Raw genomic sequence first — 17,215 nt, forward strand, 5'->3', positions numbered from 1 at the left:
CCCGCGGCTCCCGCGGCGGAGGCGGCGAGTGCGTCGCCCGAGGCGGAGCGGAAGCCCGCTCCCGCGCCCGGTCCGCGCACGGCCCCGGCGCCGGGGCCGCGTCCGGGTGGTCCGCGTCCGGGCAACAACCCCTTCGCCCCGAGCCAGGGCATGCCCCGCTCGGGCGGTGGCCCGCGTCCCGGTGGCCCGCGTCCGGGTGGTCCGCGTCCGGGCAACAACCCCTTCGCCCCGAGCCAGGGCATGCCGCGTCCCGGCGGTCGCGACGGCGCCCGTGACGGCGGCGGCGAGCGCACCGGTGGCCCCCGCCCGCCCGCGGGCGGTCCCCGGCCCAACCCGGGCATGATGCCCGGCCGCACGTCGGTCGGACGCCCCGGGGCCGGTGGACCCGGTGGTGGCGCCGGTGGTGGCCGCGGCGGCCGTCCCGGCGCCGGTGGTGGCGGCGGGTTCGGCGGTCGGCCGGGCGGTGGCGGCGGCTTCGCCGGACGTCCAGGTGGCGGCGGCCGCGGCGGCGCGGGCCGTGGCAGCACGGCCGGCGCGTTCGGTCGTGCCGGTGGTCGGCCCGTCCGCGGACGCAAGTCGAAGCGCGCGAAGCGCCAGGAGTTCGAGCAGATGCAGGCGCCGTCGCTCGGCGGAGTCCAGGTGCCGCGCGGCGACGGCAAGACCGTCGTCCGCCTGCGCCACGGCTCGTCGCTCAACGACTTCGCCGACAAGATCGACGCGAACCCCGCGAGCCTGGTCACGGTGCTGTTCCACCTCGGTGAGATGGCGACCGCGACGCAGTCCCTCGACGAGGACACGTTCGGGACCCTCGCGGCCGAGCTCGGCTACGTCGTCGAGATGGTCTCGGCGGAGGAGGAGGACCGCGAGCTGCTCGGGGCCTTCGACATCGACCTCGAGGCCGAGGCCGAGGCCGAGAGCGACGACCAGCTGACGGCGCGGCCGCCGGTGGTCACGGTGATGGGTCACGTCGACCACGGAAAGACCAAGCTCCTCGACGCCATCCGCTCGGCGGACGTCGTCGCGGGCGAGGCCGGCGGCATCACCCAGCACATCGGTGCGTACCAGGTGCACGCCGAGCACGAGGGCGTCGAGCGGGCGATCACCTTCATCGACACCCCGGGTCACGAGGCCTTCACGGCCATGCGTGCCCGTGGTGCGCAGGTGACCGACATCGCGATCCTCGTGGTCGCGGCCGACGACGGCGTGATGCCTCAGACGATCGAGGCGCTCAACCACGCGCAGTCGGCCGGCGTGCCGATCGTGGTCGCGGTGAACAAGGTGGACAAGGAGGGGGCCAACCCCGCCAAGATCCGTCAGCAGCTCACCGAGTACAACCTCGTGGCCGAGGAGTACGGCGGCGACACGATGTTCGTCGACATCTCCGCGCTCCAGCGGATGGGCATCGACGACCTCCTCGAGGCCGTCCTGCTGACCGCCGACGCGTCGCTCGACCTCCGGGCGAACGCCGACAAGGACGCTCGCGGCGTGGCCGTCGAGGCCAACCTGGACAAGGGGCGTGGCGCGGTCGCGACCGTGCTCGTCCAGTCCGGGACGCTGCGGGTGGGAGACGCCATCGTCGCGGGGACGGCCCACGGCCGCGTGCGTGCGATGTTCGACGAGCACGGCGAGACGGTCGACGAGGCGACCCCTGCACGTCCGGTGCTCGTGCTCGGCCTGACGTCGGTGCCGCGCGCGGGTGACACCTTCCTGGTGGCGCCCGACGACCGCACGGCCCGGCAGATCGCCGAGAAGCGTGAGGCCGCCGAGCGCGCCGCGTTCCTGGCCAAGCGCCGCAAGCGGATCAGCCTCGAGGACTTCACCAGCGCTCTGCAGCAGGGCAAGGTCGAGACCCTCAACCTCGTCCTCAAGGGCGACGTCTCGGGTGCCGTCGAGGCCCTCGAGGACGCGCTGCTCAAGATCGACGTGGGCGACGAGGTGGCGCTGCGTGTCATCCACCGCGGTGTGGGCGCCATCACGCAGAACGACGTGAACCTCGCGACCGTCGACAACGCGATCATCCTCGGCTTCAACGTCAAGTACGCCGAGCGCGTCGAGGAGCTCGCCGAGCGCGAGGGTGTCGACGTCCGCTTCTACTCGGTCATCTACCAGGCGATCGACGACGTCGAGGCTGCGCTCAAGGGCATGCTCAAGCCCGAGTACGAGGAGGTGCAGCTCGGTACCGCCGAGGTGCGCGAGATCTTCCGCTCGAGCAAGTTCGGCAACATCGCCGGCTCGCTCGTGCGCTCGGGCCTCATCCGCCGCAACGCCAAGGCCCGCGTGCTGCGCGGGGGAGACGTCGTGGCGGACAACCTCGCGATCGAGTCGCTCAAGCGGTTCAAGGACGACGCGACCGAGGTACGCGAGGGCTACGAGTGCGGCATCGGCCTCGGGTCGTACAACGACCTCCAGGTCGACGACGTCATCGAGACGTTCGAGCTGCAGGAGAAGCCGCGCTCCTGAGGTCGTGCCGTCGGGTGGGTCGCGTGCCGGGGAACCGGCGCCCGGCCCGCCCGACGGCCTCCTTCGTCGGCCGTCCGCCAGGCCCACCAGGGCCGGGCACCGGCTCCCCGGCACGCTCCGGGTCGCCGCACCACCGTGGGTACCCGCGCGGAGCGTGAGGTGCCCCGCACGTCGTCCTCGTAGGCAAGGAGAGAACTCATGGTTGACCATCCCAGGGCGCGGAAGGTCGCGGATCGTGTGCACGAGGTCGTCGCTCGGATGCTCGACACGCGCATCAAGGACCCCCGGCTCGGGTTCGTGACGGTCACGGACGTGCGCGTCACGGGTGACCTCCAGCACGCGTCGGTCTTCTACACCGTGCTCGGTGACGCCGAGGCTCGCGCGGGCACCGCGGCGGCGCTCGAGAGCGCCAAGGGGCTCATCCGCTCCGAGGTCGGCAAGCAGGTGGGCATCCGGCTCACGCCGACTCTCGAGTTCGTCGCCGACGCCGTGCCGGAGACCGCCGAGCACCTCGAGGAGGCGCTGCGCAAGGCCGCCGAGCGTGACGCCGAGGTGGCCGAGCTGGCTCGTGCCGCGCGCTACGCCGGGGAGGCCGACCCCTACCGGCACGCGACGGACGAGGTGGACGACGAGGGAGAGCTCGACGACGAGACCGACGGTCCGCGCGCCTGATGGCCGCCGAGTCGGGTCTGGTCCTCGTCGACAAGCCGACCGACTGGACGAGCCACGACGTCGTCGCCCGCGTGCGCCGGCTGGCCGGCACCCGCCGGGTCGGCCATGCGGGGACGCTCGACCCGATGGCCACCGGCCTGCTCGTGCTCGGCGTCGAGCGTGCGACGCGGTTGCTCACCTACGTGGTGGGTGCCGACAAGGACTACGACGCGACGGTGCGGCTCGGCGTCACGACGACGACGGACGACGCCGGGGGGGAGGTGCTCGCGCGCGTCGGTGCCGGCAACGTCGACCCGTCGGCGATCGACGCCGCCGTCCGCGCCCTCACGGGTCCGATCCTGCAGGTGCCCTCGGCCGTCAGCGCGATCAAGGTCGACGGCCGACGTGCGTACGCCCGCGTGCGCGCGGGTGAGGAGGTGCGGCTCGAGCCGCGCCCCGTGACGGTCGACCGGTTCGACGTGGTCGACCGGCGCGAGCGTCTCGCCGACGGCGCGACGGTGGTCGACCTCGACGTCCGGGTGAGGGTCTCGTCGGGTACCTACGTGCGCGCGCTCGCGCGCGACCTGGGCGCGGCGCTCGGCGTCGGCGGTCACCTCACGTCGTTGCGTCGTACCCGCGTCGGTGGCTACCGGGTGACCGGTGCGCGGACCGTCGAGCAGCTCACGGAAGAGCTCGCGGTGCTGCCGATGGCCGAGGCGGCGCGCGCCATCTTCCCGGCGCGCGAGCTCGACCAGGAACAGGCCGAGCACCTGCGCCACGGCCGGCGCGTCGAGCCCGCGGGGGAGGGTGGCACCCGCGACGCGCCCGTGGCGGCCTTCGCGCCCGACGGCACGCTCGTGGCCCTCGTCGCCGACGACGGCGGTGCGACGCGGCCCGTGCTGGTGCTCGCGCCGGCATGACGGCGCGCCCGCGCGTCCGGGGACGCCCCCGCGGGGTGGCAGGCTTGTCCACGTCCGAGCCGTCGGTCGGCCCGGCACACCCAGGAGAGCAGGAGGACGCGTGCACCGCTGGACCGACCTGAGCCAGGTCCCCGCGGGCTTCGGCCCGTCGGTCGTGACGATCGGCAACTTCGACGGCGTCCACCGTGGCCACCGCAGCGTCCTGACCCGCATGGTCGGACGTGCGCGCGCCGCAGGCGCCGCCGCCGTCGCCGTCACGTTCCACCCCCACCCGGCCCAGGTGCACCGGCCCGAGGTGGCGCCCGACCTCATCACCGGGGTCGCGGACCGGCTCGAGCTGCTCGCCGAGACGGGACTCGACGCGGTGCTGCTGGTCGAGTACACGCTCGACTTCGCACGGATGACGCCCGAGGGCTTCGTCCGCACGTACCTCGTCGACGGGCTGCGGGCGGGCACGGTCGTGGTCGGCCGTGACGTGCGCTTCGGCGTCGACAACACCGGTGACCTGGGCACGATGGTCGCACTCGGTGAGCAGCACGGCTTCGCCGTCGAGGTGATCGAGGACCTCCACGGCGAGCACGACCGGCGCTGGTCGTCGACCTGGGTGCGCGAGCTGCTCGCCGCGGGCGACGTGACCCGGGCTGCGGAGATCCTGGGCCGACCCCACCGCGTACGGGGCGTCGTGGTGCACGGTGACGCGCGCGGCCGCGAGCTCGGCTTCCCGACGGCGAACCTCGGTGCGACGAGCGGCATGGTGCCCGCCGACGGCGTCTACGCCGGTTGGATGCGTCGCACGGGCCTGCCTGAGGGACTGGCGGACGGCTACCTGCCCGTCGCCGTGTCGATCGGGACGAACCCCACGTTCGACGGTGTCGGGCGTCGGGTCGAGGCGCACGTGCCCGACCGCGACGACCTCGACCTCTACGACGAGGAGGTCGTGCTCGAGCTCGTGGAGCGCCTGCGGCCGACCGAGCGCTACGACTCGGTCGAGGCACTCGTGGCGCAGATGGAGGACGACGTGCGGCGCACGCGTGAGCGGCTCGCTGCGGGCCCCCTGGTGTTGGGGCCCGACCTGGCCGGCTGATAGCATGCCGGTGCCGTCAGATCGGCCGCGGACCCAGAGCGCCCGGGTGGACATGCCCCGGAGCACCGCGCAACGACCCACCAGGAGAGCCTGTGCCCCTCGATGCCGCCACCAAGCAGCGGATCATGACCGAGTACGCCACCACCGAGAACGACACGGGCTCGCCCGAGGTCCAGATCGCGCTCCTCACGCAGCGCATCAAGGACCTGACCGAGCACCTCAAGGAGCACAAGCACGACCACCACTCGCGTCGTGGCCTGCTCCTGCTCGTCGGCCAGCGCCGCCGTCTCCTCGGCTACCTGCAGAAGGTCGACATCAACCGCTACCGCAGCCTGATCGAACGGCTCGGCCTGCGCCGCTGAACCTCCCGGACCAGCCCGGGCCCCTCGGGGTCCGGGCTGGTCCGGTTCAGGCCCGCGTACGCGCGGGTCGGCCCGCAGGGGCCACGCACGACAACCCACCACCCCGGAACCGACGTCCGGTCCTCGGTAGTGGCTCGCGGAGCAGGCTCCGCGGACCTCGATCGAAGACCGCCGCGAAGCCGGGGCACTTCGACACGAGGAGGACCCCATGGAGGGACCCGAGATCCAGTTCACCGAGGCGACGATCGACAACGGTCGCTTCGGCACCCGCACCGTCCGGTTCGAGACGGGGCGCCTGGCACGCCAGGCTGCGGGCTCCGCCGCCGCGTACCTCGACGGCGAGACGATGCTGCTGTCGGCGACGACGGCCGGCAAGCACCCCAAGGACCACTTCGACTTCTTCCCGCTCACGGTGGACGTCGAGGAGCGCATGTACGCGGCCGGGCGCATCCCCGGCTCGTTCTTCCGTCGTGAGGGCCGGCCCTCGACCGAGGCGATCCTCGCGTGCCGTCTGATCGACCGCCCGCTGCGCCCCACGTTCGTCAAGGGTCTGCGCAACGAGGTCCAGGTCGTCATCACCGTCATGGCGCTGCACCCCGACGACGCCTACGACACGCTCGCGATCAACGCGGCCTCGCTCTCGACGCAGCTCTCGGGCCTGCCGTTCTCGGGCCCCATCGCAGGTGTGCGCATCGCGCTCATCGACGGCCAGTGGGTCGCGTTCCCGAAGCACAGCGACAAGGAGCGCGCGGTCTTCGACATGGTCGTCGCCGGGCGCGTCGTCGGTGACGACGTCGCGATCATGATGGTCGAGGCCGAGGCGACTGAGGGCTCGTGGAACCTCGTCAAGAACGAGGGCGTCGCCGCCCCGACGGAGGAGGTCGTCGCGGAGGGCCTCGAGGCCGCCAAGCCCTTCCTCCGGGCGCTCTGCGAGGCGCAGTCGGAGCTCGCGGCCAAGGCCGCGAAGCCGACGCAGGAGTTCCCGCGCTTCCTCGACTACCAGGACGACGCGTACGCCGCCGTCGAGGCCGAGGTCGCGGGCCCGCTCGCCGAGGCGCTCACCATCGCGGACAAGCAGCAGCGGGAGTCCCGCCTCGACGAGATCAAGGACGCCGCGATCGGTGCGCTCCAGGACGGCTTCGACGGCCGCGAGAAGGAGCTCTCCGCGGCGGTCCGCGCGGTCACCAAGAAGCTCATCCGTGAGCGCGTGCTTCGTGACGGCGTGCGCATCGATGGTCGTGGGCTCGCGGACATCCGGACGCTCTCGGCCGAGGTCGAGGTGCTTCCCCGCGTGCACGGCTCGGCGCTGTTCGAGCGTGGCGAGACCCAGATCCTGGGTGTCACGACGCTGAACATGCTCCGCATGGAGCAGCAGCTCGACACGCTCTCGCCCGAGACGCGCAAGCGCTACATGCACAACTACAACTTCCCGCCCTACTCGACCGGTGAGACGGGCCGCGTGGGCTCGCCGAAGCGGCGCGAGATCGGCCACGGTGCCCTCGCCGAGCGGGCGCTCATGCCGGTGCTGCCGTCGCGTGAGGAGTTCCCCTACGCGATCCGTCAGGTCTCGGAGGCTCTCGGCTCCAACGGGTCGACCTCGATGGGCTCGGTCTGCGCCTCGACCCTGTCGATGCTCAACGCCGGTGTGCCGCTCCGCGCCGCGGTGGCGGGCATCGCGATGGGCCTGATCTCGGCCGAGGTCGACGGTGAGATGCGCTACGCCGCGCTCACCGACATCCTCGGGGCCGAGGACGCCTTCGGCGACATGGACTTCAAGGTCGCCGGCACGCGCGAGTTCGTCACCGCGATCCAGCTCGACACGAAGCTCGACGGCATCCCCGCGTCGGTGCTCGCCGGCGCGCTCACCCAGGCCCGCGACGCGCGCCTGCACATCCTCGACGTGATGCACGAGGCGATCGACGCGCCCGACGAGATGTCGCCGAACGCACCGCGCGTCATCACGGTCAAGGTCCCGGTCGACAAGATCGGTGAGGTCATCGGCCCGAAGGGCAAGATGATCAACCAGATCCAGGAGGAGACGGGCGCCGACATCTCGATCGAGGACGACGGCACCGTCTACATCGGCGCGACCGACGGACCGTCGGCCGAGGCCGCGCGGGCCGCCGTCAACGCGATCGCCAACCCGCACATGCCCGAGGTGGGCGAGCGCTTCGTGGGCACGGTCGTCAAGACGACCACCTTCGGGGCCTTCGTGTCGCTCTCGCCCGGCAAGGACGGCCTGCTGCACATCTCGCAGATCCGCAAGCTCGTCGGGGGCAAGCGCGTCGAGAACGTCGAGGACGTCCTCGGCGTGGGCCAGAAGGTCCAGGTCGAGATCGGTGAGATCGACCCGCGGGGCAAGCTGTCGCTGCACGCGGTGGTCGAGGAGGCCGGCGAGGGCGGCGAGCAGGCCGACGCGCAGGCCTGAGGTGCCGGTCGACCTTCCGCTCAGCGCCCCGGGCACGCCCGGGAGCGAGCTGACCGTCGGGCAGGACGGGGGCGCACTCGTGCGCCGGTCCGTCCTGCCCGGCGGTGTCCGGGTGCTCACCGAGGCGATGCCCGGTCTGCGCTCGGCCACCGTGGGCGCGTGGGTGGGTGTCGGTTCACGTGACGAGCGCGACGGTCACCACGGATCGACCCACTTCCTCGAGCACCTGCTCTTCAAGGGCACCGGCCGCAGGTCCGCGATGGACATCGCCGAGGCGTTCGACGCCGTCGGCGGTGAGGCCAACGCGGCCACGGGCAAGGAGCACACGTGCTACTACGCACGGGTGCTCGACGCCGACCTGCCGATGGCGGTCGACGTCATCGGTGACATGGTGACGTCGGCGAAGCTCGACGCCGACGAGCTCGAGATCGAGCGCGGCGTGATCCTCGAAGAGCTCGCGATGAACGACGACGACCCGACGGACGTCGTGCACGAGCAGTTCGCCGCGGCCGTCCTGGGCACGCATCCGCTCGGCCGTCCCATCGGTGGCACGCCCGGTTCGATCCGCGCCGTGCCCCGGGACGCGGTTGCCGCCCACTACCGGGAGCACTACGGCCCGTCGACCCTCGTGGTCACGGCCGCCGGGGGAGTCGACCACGACGCGGTGTGCGCGCAGGTGCTCGAGGCGCTCGACGTGGGCGGGTGGAGGCTCGACGCCTCGGCCGCCCCAGCGCAGCGACGGCGCGGTGACGCCTCGGTCGTCGGTTCGTCGGTCGGTACCGAGCTCGCGGTACGGCGGACGACCGAGCAGGCGAACGTCATCCTCGGCGGGCCAGGGCCCCACGCGACCGACGAGCGGCGGTTCACCCTCTCCGTGCTCTCGGCGGTCCTCGGTGGTGGCATGTCGTCGCGGCTGTTCCAGGAGATCCGTGAGAAGCGAGGGCTCGCCTACGCGGTCTACTGCTTCTCGTCGGGGCACGCCGACGCAGGCCTGTTCGGTCTCTACGCGGGCTGCGCACCCGGTCGGGTCGACGAGGTCATCGAGCTGATGGCTGCCGAGTGGGAACGGCTCGCGCAGGACGGCATCACCACCGCCGAGCTCGAGCGCAGCATCGGGCAGCTCTCGGGCGGGCTCGTGCTGGGCCTCGAGGACACAGGGTCACGGATGAGCAGGCTCGGCAAGGCCGAGCTGGTGCACGGCGAGCTGCTCTCGCAGGAGGAGTCTCTCGAGCGGATCCGTGCGGTGACGGCTCGCGACGTGCAGGAGCTCGCCGCGGAGCTCGCGGCTCAGCCGCGCTCGGTGGTCAAGGTCGGCCCCTTCGGCGGCTGAGGAGCCCCGAGGGGGGCGGGGTCGCTCACGGCCCCTGGCGTCGTCGGGCTCACCAGGGTCTCGAAGCCGCGTGCGCAGGGTCGCCAGAGCCACGCGAGCAGGGCGCCCGTCGCTGACAGGAGGGGCGGGAGCAGCAGCACGTCGCCGGCACCGCCGAACCATGTGACGAGATCCTCGCTCACCGCCGCGACCCACGCGAGGACGAGGGGCACCACCGCCCAGAGCCGGCCCGAGGCCAGGGCGGCGACGACCACGAGCGCCAGTGCGCGCAGCGTGGTCTCGGTGACCTCGGGTGCACGAGCGAGGTCCCACCAGGTCGCACCTGGCCAGGAGGTCGCGGCGACCGCCGCACCCGTGGCGAGGGCGACGCACACCAGCGCGAGCCCCATGAGCGTCGCCAGCGCGACGGCCCCGTCACGGGTCCTGGCGACGCCTCGCCCGGCCGCTGCGTCGTCCTCCCGCAGCCCGGAGGCGCCCCACACGGTGAGCGCGGTGGCGATCACGACGAGCAGGGGGACGGCCCGGGCGGGGTGGACGAGGCCGACGTGCGCGGACTCCGCGACCCAGTCGTAGGGCTGGACAGGGCCGAGCCACGGGAGAACGGGGTCCCCGTCGGGGAGCTGTCCCAGCACCGCCCAGAGCAGTGCCCCACCGCAGCCCAGCAGCGCAGGCACGAGGGGGCGCACGGCTCCGCGGGTCGCGATCCACAGCAGCAGCAGGCCCGGGGCCACGCCCTGGGCCGACCAGCGTGCGGCCGCGGCGAGCGAGCTGCCCACGTCGGGAGCCGGCAGGTCGACGTCGATCGTCGCGGCGAAGCGCGCGTACTCCACGAGCTCTGCGTGCACAGCCCACGTCGCACCCGCGAGCACCACGAGGAGGCCGGCGACCGGCAGTGCGACACCTCGCAGCAGACGCGACATGCCCGTGCATCGGCGTCGCACGCCCGAGCCTTGAGGCGCAGGGCCGACGTACGGGCGCGACTACAGTGGCTGACCGTGGACGAGCTGATCAGGGTCGCGGTGCTCGGGGCGAGGGGCCGCATGGGCCGGACGGTGTGCGCAGCGGTGCAGAGCGCCTCGGGGCTCGAGCTCGTGGCCGAGCTCGACGCGGACGACGACCCGGGCGCGGCGAGTCGGGCGGGGGCCCACGTGGCGGTCGACTTCACGGTGCCCGCGGTGACCGAGACCAACGTGCGCGCGCTCGTCGCCGACGGCGTGCACGCGGTGGTCGGCACCACGGGGTGGGACGAGGCCTCGCTCGGCCGCGTCCGTGAGGCCCTCGCCGCGGTTCCCGGCGTCGGCGTGCTGATCGCGCCGAACTTCGCCCTCGGCGCCGTGCTGGCGATGCGGTTCGCGTCACAGGCGGCGCGATGGTTCGAGTCGGTCGAGGTGGTCGAGCTGCACCACCCCGACAAGGTCGACGCCCCCAGCGGCACCGCCCGGCACACGGCCGAGGGGATCGCGGCCGCGCGCAGGGACGCGGGGCTGGGCCCGGTCCCCGACGCGACGTCCACGGCGCTCGACGGAGCGCGCGGCGCCGACGTCGACGGCGTCCGCGTGCACGCCGTCCGCCTGCGCGGCCTGGTCGCGCACGAGGAGATCCTGCTCGGGAACCCGGGGGAGCAGCTGACCTTGCGGCACGACTCGTTCGACCGCGTCTCGTTCATGCCCGGCGTCCTGCACGCGGTGCGTGAGGTCGGCCGGCGCCCGGGGCTGACCGTGGGCCTCGAGCACTACCTGGATCTCGGCTGAGGCGCATGCGACGGTCGCTGCTCGCCGCGCTCCTCGTGAGCGCCCTCCTGCTCGTCTACGTCGTGGCCGTCGCGGGCCGTGGCGTCGCTCTCGTCGGCACGGGTGAGCCGGTCGCGGTCGCGCTCGGGCTCGCCGTGCTCGTGCTCCCGCTCCTGGCCGTCTGGCTCGTGGTGCGCGAGTGGACGCTCGCGACGCGCGTCCAGCGGCTCGCGGACGCGCTCGCCGCGCAGGGCCGCCTGCCCGTCGACGACCTGCCCCGCACGCCCGCCGGTCGCGTCGTGCGCGCGGCGGCCGACGAGGCCTTCGACGCGGCACGCCGCGAGGTCGAGCAGCGGCCCGACGATCCCGCGTCGTGGTTCCGGCTCGGCTTCGCCTACGACGCGTCGGGAGACCGTCGGCGTGCCCGCGCCGCCCTCAGGACGGCCACGCGCCTCGCGCGTCGCCGCGACTGAGCCCCTACGGGTGGCCCGCGCGCCGGCTCAGAGCTCGGCGACCCACCTGTGCTCGACGACCGCGTGCGTGAGGCCGTCCTCACCCGCCCCGAGGCCCAGCTCGCGCCGCGCACCGTCGGCGCCGAGGCCGGCACCCGCGAGGAACTGCTCGCGCGGCGTGTCGTCCTCGAGCACCCAGGTCTGCAGGTGGGTGTCGCCGTCCTCGCGCGCGAGGTCGACGCACGCCGTCAGCAGACGTGAGCCGTGCCCCGCCCGCTGGTGGTCGGGGTCGACCTCGAGCGCCAGGACCTCGACGCCTCGCGGGACCTCGGGTGCGGCGTCGATCGGCGCGCTCGCGGCGAAACCCACGACGACGTTCCCCTCGCACGCGACGAGCACCCGGTGCCTGCGGGACGGCGGTGCGGTGATCGCTCGCGCCCACTGCTCCCGCACGGCGGTCTCGTCGAGGGCGTCCAGCACGTCGGTGCCCAGCAGCGCCGAGTGCGCCCTGCGCCACGCCCGGAGCTGGACGCGCGCGACGGCGACGTCGTCCTCGGGGGTCGCCGGCCGCACCGAGACGTCGGCCTGCTCGCGGAAGAGTGCCACCCGGGCAGGCTAGTCGACGGCGTCCCGGGGCTCGACGTCGACCTCGACCCGTGGCCGTGCCCTAGGTGAGGGCGCGGAGGCCGGCCGCCACGACGGCCGCGACCAGGACCACCACCACGAAGGGAGCGCGCAGCGCGAGCGCGACCGCTGCGGCCGCGAGCCCCGCGAGCCGCGCGTCGACCACCACCGCACGTCCCGACGTCGCGGCCTGCACCGCGACGAGCGCGGCGAGCAGGGCGACGGTCACGAGGCTGGCGACGCGGGCGACGCGCGGGTGCGCGAGCCAGTGCTCGGGCAGCCTGTGGCCCACGAGCTTGGTCGCGAAGCACAGCCCGGCCCCGGCGAGGATCGCGATCCACGTCGCGGCGTAGGCGCTCACGAGCCCGCCCCGGACGGTGCGGCGAGCAGGTGGGGACCGGGCGCGCGCCACCCGGCGACCACGGCGACGGCGGCCGCCGCGAGCACCGGGACGCCCGCGGGTGCGACCGGGGTCAGTGCGAGCGCGACGACCACCGCACCGGCGGCGACGACGCGCGGGGTGCGTCCGGCGAGCCGGGGCCACAGCAGACCGAGGAACGCGGCTGCGGCCGCCGCGTCCAGCCCCCACCGGGACGGGTCGCCCAGGGCGTCCCCCACGAGGGCGCCCACCACGGTGAACACGTTCCACAGGACGAAGACCCCGAGACCCGTCCACCAGAAGCCGTGCCGCGCGAGACGGACGTCCGGCTGGGCGGTCGCGACCGCGGTCGACTCGTCGATCGTCAGGTGCGCCGCGAGCCACCCCCGCGGACCGGGCCGCCGCAGCAGGGGTGCGAGGGCGGCGCCGTAGAGCGCGTTGCGCGCCCCGAGCAGCGCGGCCGTCGCGATCGCGGCCACCGGTGCGCCGCCCGACCCGATCACGCCGATGAAGGCGAACTGCGAGCCACCGGTGAACATGAGCAGGCTCAGGGCCGCGGTCTGGGCGAGGTCGAGCCCCGCCGCGACCGCGAGGGCGCCGAACGACACGCCGTACAGCCCGGTCGCCGCGGCGACGGACAGGGCCTGGCGGGTGACCTGGGCAGGGGTCGTCCGTGCCTCCCCGCTCTGCGCCATGCCGCCAGTATGGCGCGCGGCGACCACCCGCCCGTCGGCCTACGATGACCGGCATGACCCGCCCGGTGACCACGCAGTACGAGGACCTCCTGCGTCACGTGCTCGAGCACGGGACCCCCAAGGCCGACCGCACGGGCACCGGGACGCGCAGCGTGTTCGGCCACCAGATGCGCTTCGACCTCGCGGCGGGCTTCCCGCTCGTGACCACCAAGCGCGTGCACCTGCGTTCGGTCGTCCTCGAGCTGCTGTGGTTCCTGCGCGGCGAGTCCAACGTCCGCTGGCTCCAGGAGAACCGCGTGACCATCTGGGACGAGTGGGCGGACGACGACGGCGAGCTCGGCCCGGTCTACGGGGTGCAGTGGCGCACGTGGCCCACGCCCGACGGCGGGCACGTCGACCAGATCGCCCAGGTCGTCGAGCAGGTGCGCAGGGACCCGGACTCACGTCGGCACCTGGTCTCGGCCTGGAACGTGGCCGAGATCCCCAAGATGGCCCTCGCGCCGTGCCACGCGTTCTTCCAGCTGCACGTGGCGGACGGCCGGCTCTCGTGCCAGGTCTACCAGCGCTCGGCCGACCTCTTCCTCGGCGTGCCGTTCAACATCGCGAGCTACGCGCTCCTCACTCACATGCTCGCGCAGCAGACCGACCTCGAGGTGGGGGACCTGGTGTGGACTGGGGGGGACTGCCACATCTACGACAACCACCTCGACCAGGTGCGCGAGCAGCTCTCGCGCGAGCCCTTCCCGTTCCCCGAGCTGCGGTTGCGCCGCGCGGCCTCGATCTCCGACTACGCCTGGGAGGACGTCGAGGTGGTCGACTACCGGCACCACCCCGCGATCCCGGCGCCGGTCGCCGTCTGACGCGTGCCGATCTCACTCGTCTGGGCCCAGTCGGCCGATCGCATGATCGGCCGCGACGGCGCGCTGCCATGGCACCTGCCCGAGGACCTCGCCCACTTCCGCGAGCTCACGCGCGGGCATCCCGTCGTCATGGGTCGGCGCACGTGGGACTCGTTGCCGGAGCGCTTCCGACCGCTGCCCGGGCGGCGGAACATCGTCCTCACGCGTCGGGCCGACGCCGAGCTCGAGGGCGCGGAGGTCGCGCACGACCTGGGCGAGGCGATGCGCCTGCTGCCCGACCGGGACGCCTGGGTCATCGGCGGTCTCGAGGTGTACCTCGCCTTCCTCCCGCTCGCGCGGCGGGTCGAGCTGACCCAGGTCGACGTCGTCGTGGGGGAGGGGACGGCGGCGCCCGCCCTCGGGCTCGGCTGGCAGGTCGTGCAGCGCGACCCCGCGGACGGCTGGTCGACGTCGCAGACGGGGCTCAGGTACCGCTTCTGCAGGCTCGAGCGCGTGCACGACGTGCGACCCCCCGAGATGGGTGCGCGCATCGGCGCGGCCGACCGCGCGTACGAGATCCCGCGGCAGGTCCGGCACCGGGAGCGATAGTTTGTCGCCCATGGCCACGTCCTCCCGCCCCTTCGGCGCCCTGCTGACCGCGATGGTCACCCCGATGACGCCCGACGGCGCGGTCGACCTCGAGGCCGCGGTCGCGCTCGCCGAGCACCTCGTGGCGCACGGCAACGACGGCCTGGTGCTCAACGGCACGACGGGTGAGGCGCCCACGACCCACGCGCCCGAGAAGGCGGACCTGGTGCGTGCGGTCGTCGACGCGGTCGGTGACCGGGCCGTGGTCGTCGCAGGTGCGGGCTCCAACGACACCGCCCACGCGGTGCGGATGGCCGAGCAGGCCGCCGAGGCGGGAGCGCACGGGTTGCTCGTGGTCTCGCCCTACTACTCGCGGCCGTCGCAGGAGGGCGTGTACCGCCACACGGCCGCCGTCACCGACTCGACCGACCTGCCGGTGATGCTCTACGACGTCCCGGCGCGCACGGGGGTCCGCTACTCGGCGCAGACCATCGACCGCCTCGCCGAGCACCCTCGCGTGGTCGCCATGAAGGACGCCACCGGCGACCTCGCGTCCGCGGCCGCCGTCATCCGTCGCACGGGCCTGGCCTGGTACTCGGGGGACGACGGCGTGCTGCTCCCGTTCCTGTCGGTCGGTGCGGTCGGCCTGGTCGGCATGGCGACCCACCTCGTCGGTGCGGAGCTCGCGCAGGTCATCCGCTCGTTCGAGGCGGGGGACGTGACGGACGCACGCGAGAGGTTCCTCGAGACGCTCCCGACCATCGACCTCATCTGCGGCAGCGGCAACGGTGCCCTGCGCTCCAAGCTCGCGCTGTGGCTCACGGGCCGCATCCCCAGTCCCGCCATGCGTCTTCCTCAGGTGCCCGCCGACGACGACGAGGTGGCGGCCGTGCGTGCCGCCCTCGTCGCCGCGGGCCACCCCGCCGCACCGACCACCCAGGAGGCCTGATGTCCCACCCCCATCCCGAGCTCGGCGCGCCGCCGCCGCTGCCCGCGAACGGACTGCGGGTCGTCGCGCTCGGCGGCCTCGGCGAGATCGGTCGCAACATGGCCGTGCTCGAGCACGCGGGCCGCCTCCTGATCGTCGACTGCGGCGTGCTGTTCCCGGAGGACCACCAGCCCGGGGTGGACCTGATCCTGCCCGACTTCGAGTACATCGCCGACCGGCTCGACGACGTCGAGGCGCTCGTCCTGACGCACGGCCACGAGGACCACATCGGTGCGGTGCCCTACCTGCTGCGCATGCGGCCCGACATCCCCCTCATCGGTTCCCAGCTGACGCTCGCGTTCGTCGAGGCCAAGCTCAAGGAGCACCGGATCACGCCCGTCACCCTCACGGTGGCCGAGGGGCGCACCGAGACGTTCGGACCGTTCACGTGCGAGTTCGTCGCGGTCAACCACTCCATCCCCGATGCGCTCGCCGTTGCCGTCCGCACCGCGGCGGGCACGGTGCTGCACACGGGCGACTTCAAGATGGACCAGCTGCCGCTCGACGGACGCATCACGGACCTGCGTGCGTTCGCCCGCCTCGGGGAGCAGGGCGTCGACCTCTTCATGGTCGACTCGACCAACGCCGAGGTGCCGGGCTTCACGACGCACGAGCGCGAGATCGGCCCTGTGCTCGACGGCATCTTCGCGAGCGCCGAGCAGCGTGTGATCGTGGCCTCCTTCGCGTCGCACGTGCACCGTGTCCAGCAGGTGCTCGACGCGGCCCACGCCCACGGGCGCAAGGTCGCCCTCGTCGGCAGGTCGATGGTGCGCAACATGGGCATCGCGGCCGAGCTCGGCTACCTCACCGTGCCCGAGGGTGTGCTCGTGGACGTCAAGGCGGTCGACGACCTGCCGCCCCACGAGGTCGTCCTCATGTGCACCGGCTCGCAGGGCGAGCCGATGGCCGCGCTGTCGCGCATGGCCAACCGCGACCACCGGGTCGAGGTCGGGCGCGGGGACACGGTCGTCCTGGCGTCCTCGCTGATCCCGGGCAACGAGAACGCCGTCTTCCGCGTGATCAACGGGCTCATGCGGCTCGGCGCGACGGTGGTGCACCAGGGCAACGCGCGTGTGCACGTCTCGGGTCACGCGAGCGCGGGCGAGCTCATGTACTGCTACAACGTGCTCCGACCGCGCAACGTGATGCCGGTGCACGGCGAGGTGCGGCACCTGGTGGCGAACGCCGCGATCGCGGTCCGTACCGGCGTCCCCGCGGACCGGGTGGTCCTCGCCGAGGACGGCGTGGTCGTGGACCTCGTGGACGGGGTCGCCCGCGTGGTGGGGGCGGTGCCGTGCGGCTACGTCTACGTCGACGGTTCCGCCGTCGGCACGATCACGGACGCCGAGCTCAAGGACCGGCGCATCCTCGGCGAGGAGGGCTTCATCTCGATCTTCGCCGTCGTCGACTCGGCGACGGGCAAGGTCGTCGCCGGCCCGCAGATCCACGCCCGTGGCTTCGCCGAGGACGACGCCGTGTTCGCCTCGATCCAGCCCGAGGTCGCGCGCGCGCTCGAGGAGGCCGCGATGGGCGGCAACGCGGACTCGCACCAGCTCCAGCAGGTGATGCGGCGCGTGGTCGGTCGCTGGGTGTCCAACCGCCTGCGGCGTCGACCGATGATCATCCCGGTGGTCGTCGAGGCCTGACGCGGCGACACCCGAGGTCCGCCTCCCCGGCGGGCCGGG

General features: G+C 73.4%; 17 protein-coding genes. 13 read left to right on the top strand and 4 right to left on the bottom strand.

What is annotated here, in order from left to right; all coding sequences use genetic code 11:
- From infB to GXB85_RS13830, 7 genes are all read left to right on the top strand, one after another.
- Positions 1–2,460: translation initiation factor IF-2 (infB, locus tag GXB85_RS13800; protein ID WP_161918243.1), on the top strand; the 2,460-nt coding region annotated here is incomplete at its 5' end.
- A gap of 198 nt (positions 2,461–2,658) precedes the next feature.
- Entirely contained in the window at positions 2,659–3,132 is a 474-nt protein-coding gene (gene rbfA, locus GXB85_RS13805) for a 30S ribosome-binding factor RbfA (RefSeq protein WP_161918244.1), read from the top strand.
- Positions 3,132–4,031 carry a tRNA pseudouridine(55) synthase TruB gene (gene truB / locus GXB85_RS13810; protein WP_161918245.1) on the top strand — a complete coding sequence of 300 codons (900 nt, stop codon included), beginning with the start codon at positions 3,132–3,134 and terminating at the stop codon, positions 4,029–4,031. The genes rbfA and truB overlap by 1 nt, the downstream gene beginning before the upstream one ends.
- Positions 4,032–4,131: 100 nt before the next feature.
- On the top strand, positions 4,132–5,115 hold the full coding sequence (locus tag GXB85_RS13815; RefSeq protein WP_161918246.1) for a bifunctional riboflavin kinase/FAD synthetase: 984 nt from the start codon (positions 4,132–4,134) through the stop codon (positions 5,113–5,115).
- A gap of 92 nt (positions 5,116–5,207) precedes the next feature.
- Positions 5,208–5,477, top strand: coding sequence for a 30S ribosomal protein S15 (gene rpsO / locus GXB85_RS13820; RefSeq protein WP_149204771.1), 270 nt, complete (start codon positions 5,208–5,210; stop codon positions 5,475–5,477).
- A 208-nt stretch (positions 5,478–5,685) separates the two neighbouring features.
- Complete coding sequence (locus tag GXB85_RS13825; RefSeq protein ID WP_161918247.1) at positions 5,686–7,905, top strand: polyribonucleotide nucleotidyltransferase; 2,220 nt, start codon at positions 5,686–5,688, stop codon at positions 7,903–7,905.
- Between the two features lies 1 nt (position 7,906).
- Positions 7,907–9,235, top strand: coding sequence for a pitrilysin family protein (locus tag GXB85_RS13830; RefSeq protein WP_161918248.1), 1,329 nt, complete (start codon positions 7,907–7,909; stop codon positions 9,233–9,235).
- Here the strand turns inward: GXB85_RS13830 and GXB85_RS13835 are convergent.
- Complete coding sequence (locus tag GXB85_RS13835; RefSeq protein WP_161918249.1) at positions 9,193–10,155, bottom strand: hypothetical protein; 963 nt, start codon at positions 10,153–10,155, stop codon at positions 9,193–9,195. The two genes, GXB85_RS13830 and GXB85_RS13835, sit on opposite strands and share 43 nt — an antisense overlap.
- A gap of 75 nt (positions 10,156–10,230) precedes the next feature.
- Between GXB85_RS13835 and dapB the strand changes: the two genes are divergently transcribed.
- Together dapB and GXB85_RS13845 are read left to right on the top strand one after the other, a co-directional pair.
- Entirely contained in the window at positions 10,231–10,986 is a 756-nt protein-coding gene (gene dapB, locus GXB85_RS13840; protein ID WP_161918250.1) for a 4-hydroxy-tetrahydrodipicolinate reductase, read from the top strand.
- A 5-nt stretch (positions 10,987–10,991) separates the two neighbouring features.
- The gene (locus tag GXB85_RS13845; RefSeq protein ID WP_161918251.1) at positions 10,992–11,438 is read left to right on the top strand and encodes a hypothetical protein; all 447 of its coding nucleotides are present in this window, start codon (positions 10,992–10,994) and stop codon (positions 11,436–11,438) included.
- A gap of 27 nt (positions 11,439–11,465) precedes the next feature.
- Here the strand turns inward: GXB85_RS13845 and GXB85_RS13850 are convergent, their stop codons facing one another.
- The 3 genes from GXB85_RS13850 to GXB85_RS13860 form a co-directional block, all read right to left on the bottom strand.
- Positions 11,466–12,023, bottom strand: a complete 558-nt coding sequence (locus GXB85_RS13850) for a GNAT family N-acetyltransferase (RefSeq protein WP_161918252.1) — start codon at positions 12,021–12,023, stop codon at positions 11,466–11,468.
- Positions 12,024–12,084: 61 nt separating this feature from the next.
- Positions 12,085–12,402 carry an AzlD domain-containing protein gene (locus GXB85_RS13855; protein WP_161918253.1) on the bottom strand — a complete coding sequence of 106 codons (318 nt, stop codon included), beginning with the start codon at positions 12,400–12,402 and terminating at the stop codon, positions 12,085–12,087.
- Entirely contained in the window at positions 12,399–13,115 is a 717-nt protein-coding gene (locus GXB85_RS13860; RefSeq protein ID WP_161918254.1) for an AzlC family ABC transporter permease, read from the bottom strand. The genes GXB85_RS13855 and GXB85_RS13860 overlap by 4 nt, the downstream gene beginning before the upstream one ends.
- A gap of 53 nt (positions 13,116–13,168) precedes the next feature.
- On the opposite strand from GXB85_RS13860, the gene GXB85_RS13865 reads away from it, so the two are divergent.
- Genes GXB85_RS13865 through GXB85_RS13880 form a run of 4 tightly spaced genes read left to right on the top strand, consistent with a single transcriptional unit; the run spans position 13,169 to position 17,176 of the window.
- Positions 13,169–13,975, top strand: coding sequence for a thymidylate synthase (locus GXB85_RS13865; protein WP_202627976.1), 807 nt, complete (start codon positions 13,169–13,171; stop codon positions 13,973–13,975).
- A 3-nt stretch (positions 13,976–13,978) separates the two neighbouring features.
- Positions 13,979–14,563: a dihydrofolate reductase gene (locus GXB85_RS13870; protein WP_161918255.1), complete on the top strand. Its 585-nt coding sequence runs from the start codon at positions 13,979–13,981 to the stop codon at positions 14,561–14,563.
- A gap of 10 nt (positions 14,564–14,573) precedes the next feature.
- Positions 14,574–15,491, top strand: a complete 918-nt coding sequence (dapA, locus tag GXB85_RS13875) for a 4-hydroxy-tetrahydrodipicolinate synthase (protein ID WP_161918256.1) — start codon at positions 14,574–14,576, stop codon at positions 15,489–15,491.
- Positions 15,491–17,176 carry a ribonuclease J gene (locus GXB85_RS13880; protein ID WP_161918257.1) on the top strand — a complete coding sequence of 562 codons (1,686 nt, stop codon included), beginning with the start codon at positions 15,491–15,493 and terminating at the stop codon, positions 17,174–17,176. Before dapA ends, GXB85_RS13880 begins: the two co-directional genes overlap by 1 nt.
- Positions 17,177–17,215: the final 39 nt, after the last annotated feature.

It is taken from the genome of Cellulomonas sp. APG4 (assembly GCF_009996735.1).
In the GTDB taxonomy this organism is placed as follows: domain Bacteria; phylum Actinomycetota; class Actinomycetes; order Actinomycetales; family Cellulomonadaceae; genus Actinotalea.

Bases quoted from the DNA above. Each gene is read 5' to 3' on its own strand.
- rbfA (WP_161918244.1), top strand. From the start codon at position 2,659: ATGGTTGACCATCCCAGGGCGCGGAAGGTCGCGGATCGTGTGCACGAG.
- truB (WP_161918245.1), top strand. From the start codon at position 3,132: ATGGCCGCCGAGTCGGGTCTGGTCCTCGTCGACAAGCCGACCGACTGG.
- GXB85_RS13825 (WP_161918247.1), top strand. From the start codon at position 5,686: ATGGAGGGACCCGAGATCCAGTTCACCGAGGCGACGATCGACAACGGT.
- GXB85_RS13835 (WP_161918249.1), bottom strand. From the start codon at position 10,155: ATGTCGCGTCTGCTGCGAGGTGTCGCACTGCCGGTCGCCGGCCTCCTC.
- GXB85_RS13845 (WP_161918251.1), top strand. From the start codon at position 10,992: ATGCGACGGTCGCTGCTCGCCGCGCTCCTCGTGAGCGCCCTCCTGCTC.
- GXB85_RS13860 (WP_161918254.1), bottom strand. From the start codon at position 13,115: ATGGCGCAGAGCGGGGAGGCACGGACGACCCCTGCCCAGGTCACCCGC.
- GXB85_RS13865 (WP_202627976.1), top strand. From the start codon at position 13,169: ATGACCCGCCCGGTGACCACGCAGTACGAGGACCTCCTGCGTCACGTG.
- dapA (WP_161918256.1), top strand. From the start codon at position 14,574: ATGGCCACGTCCTCCCGCCCCTTCGGCGCCCTGCTGACCGCGATGGTC.
- GXB85_RS13880 (WP_161918257.1), top strand. From the start codon at position 15,491: ATGTCCCACCCCCATCCCGAGCTCGGCGCGCCGCCGCCGCTGCCCGCG.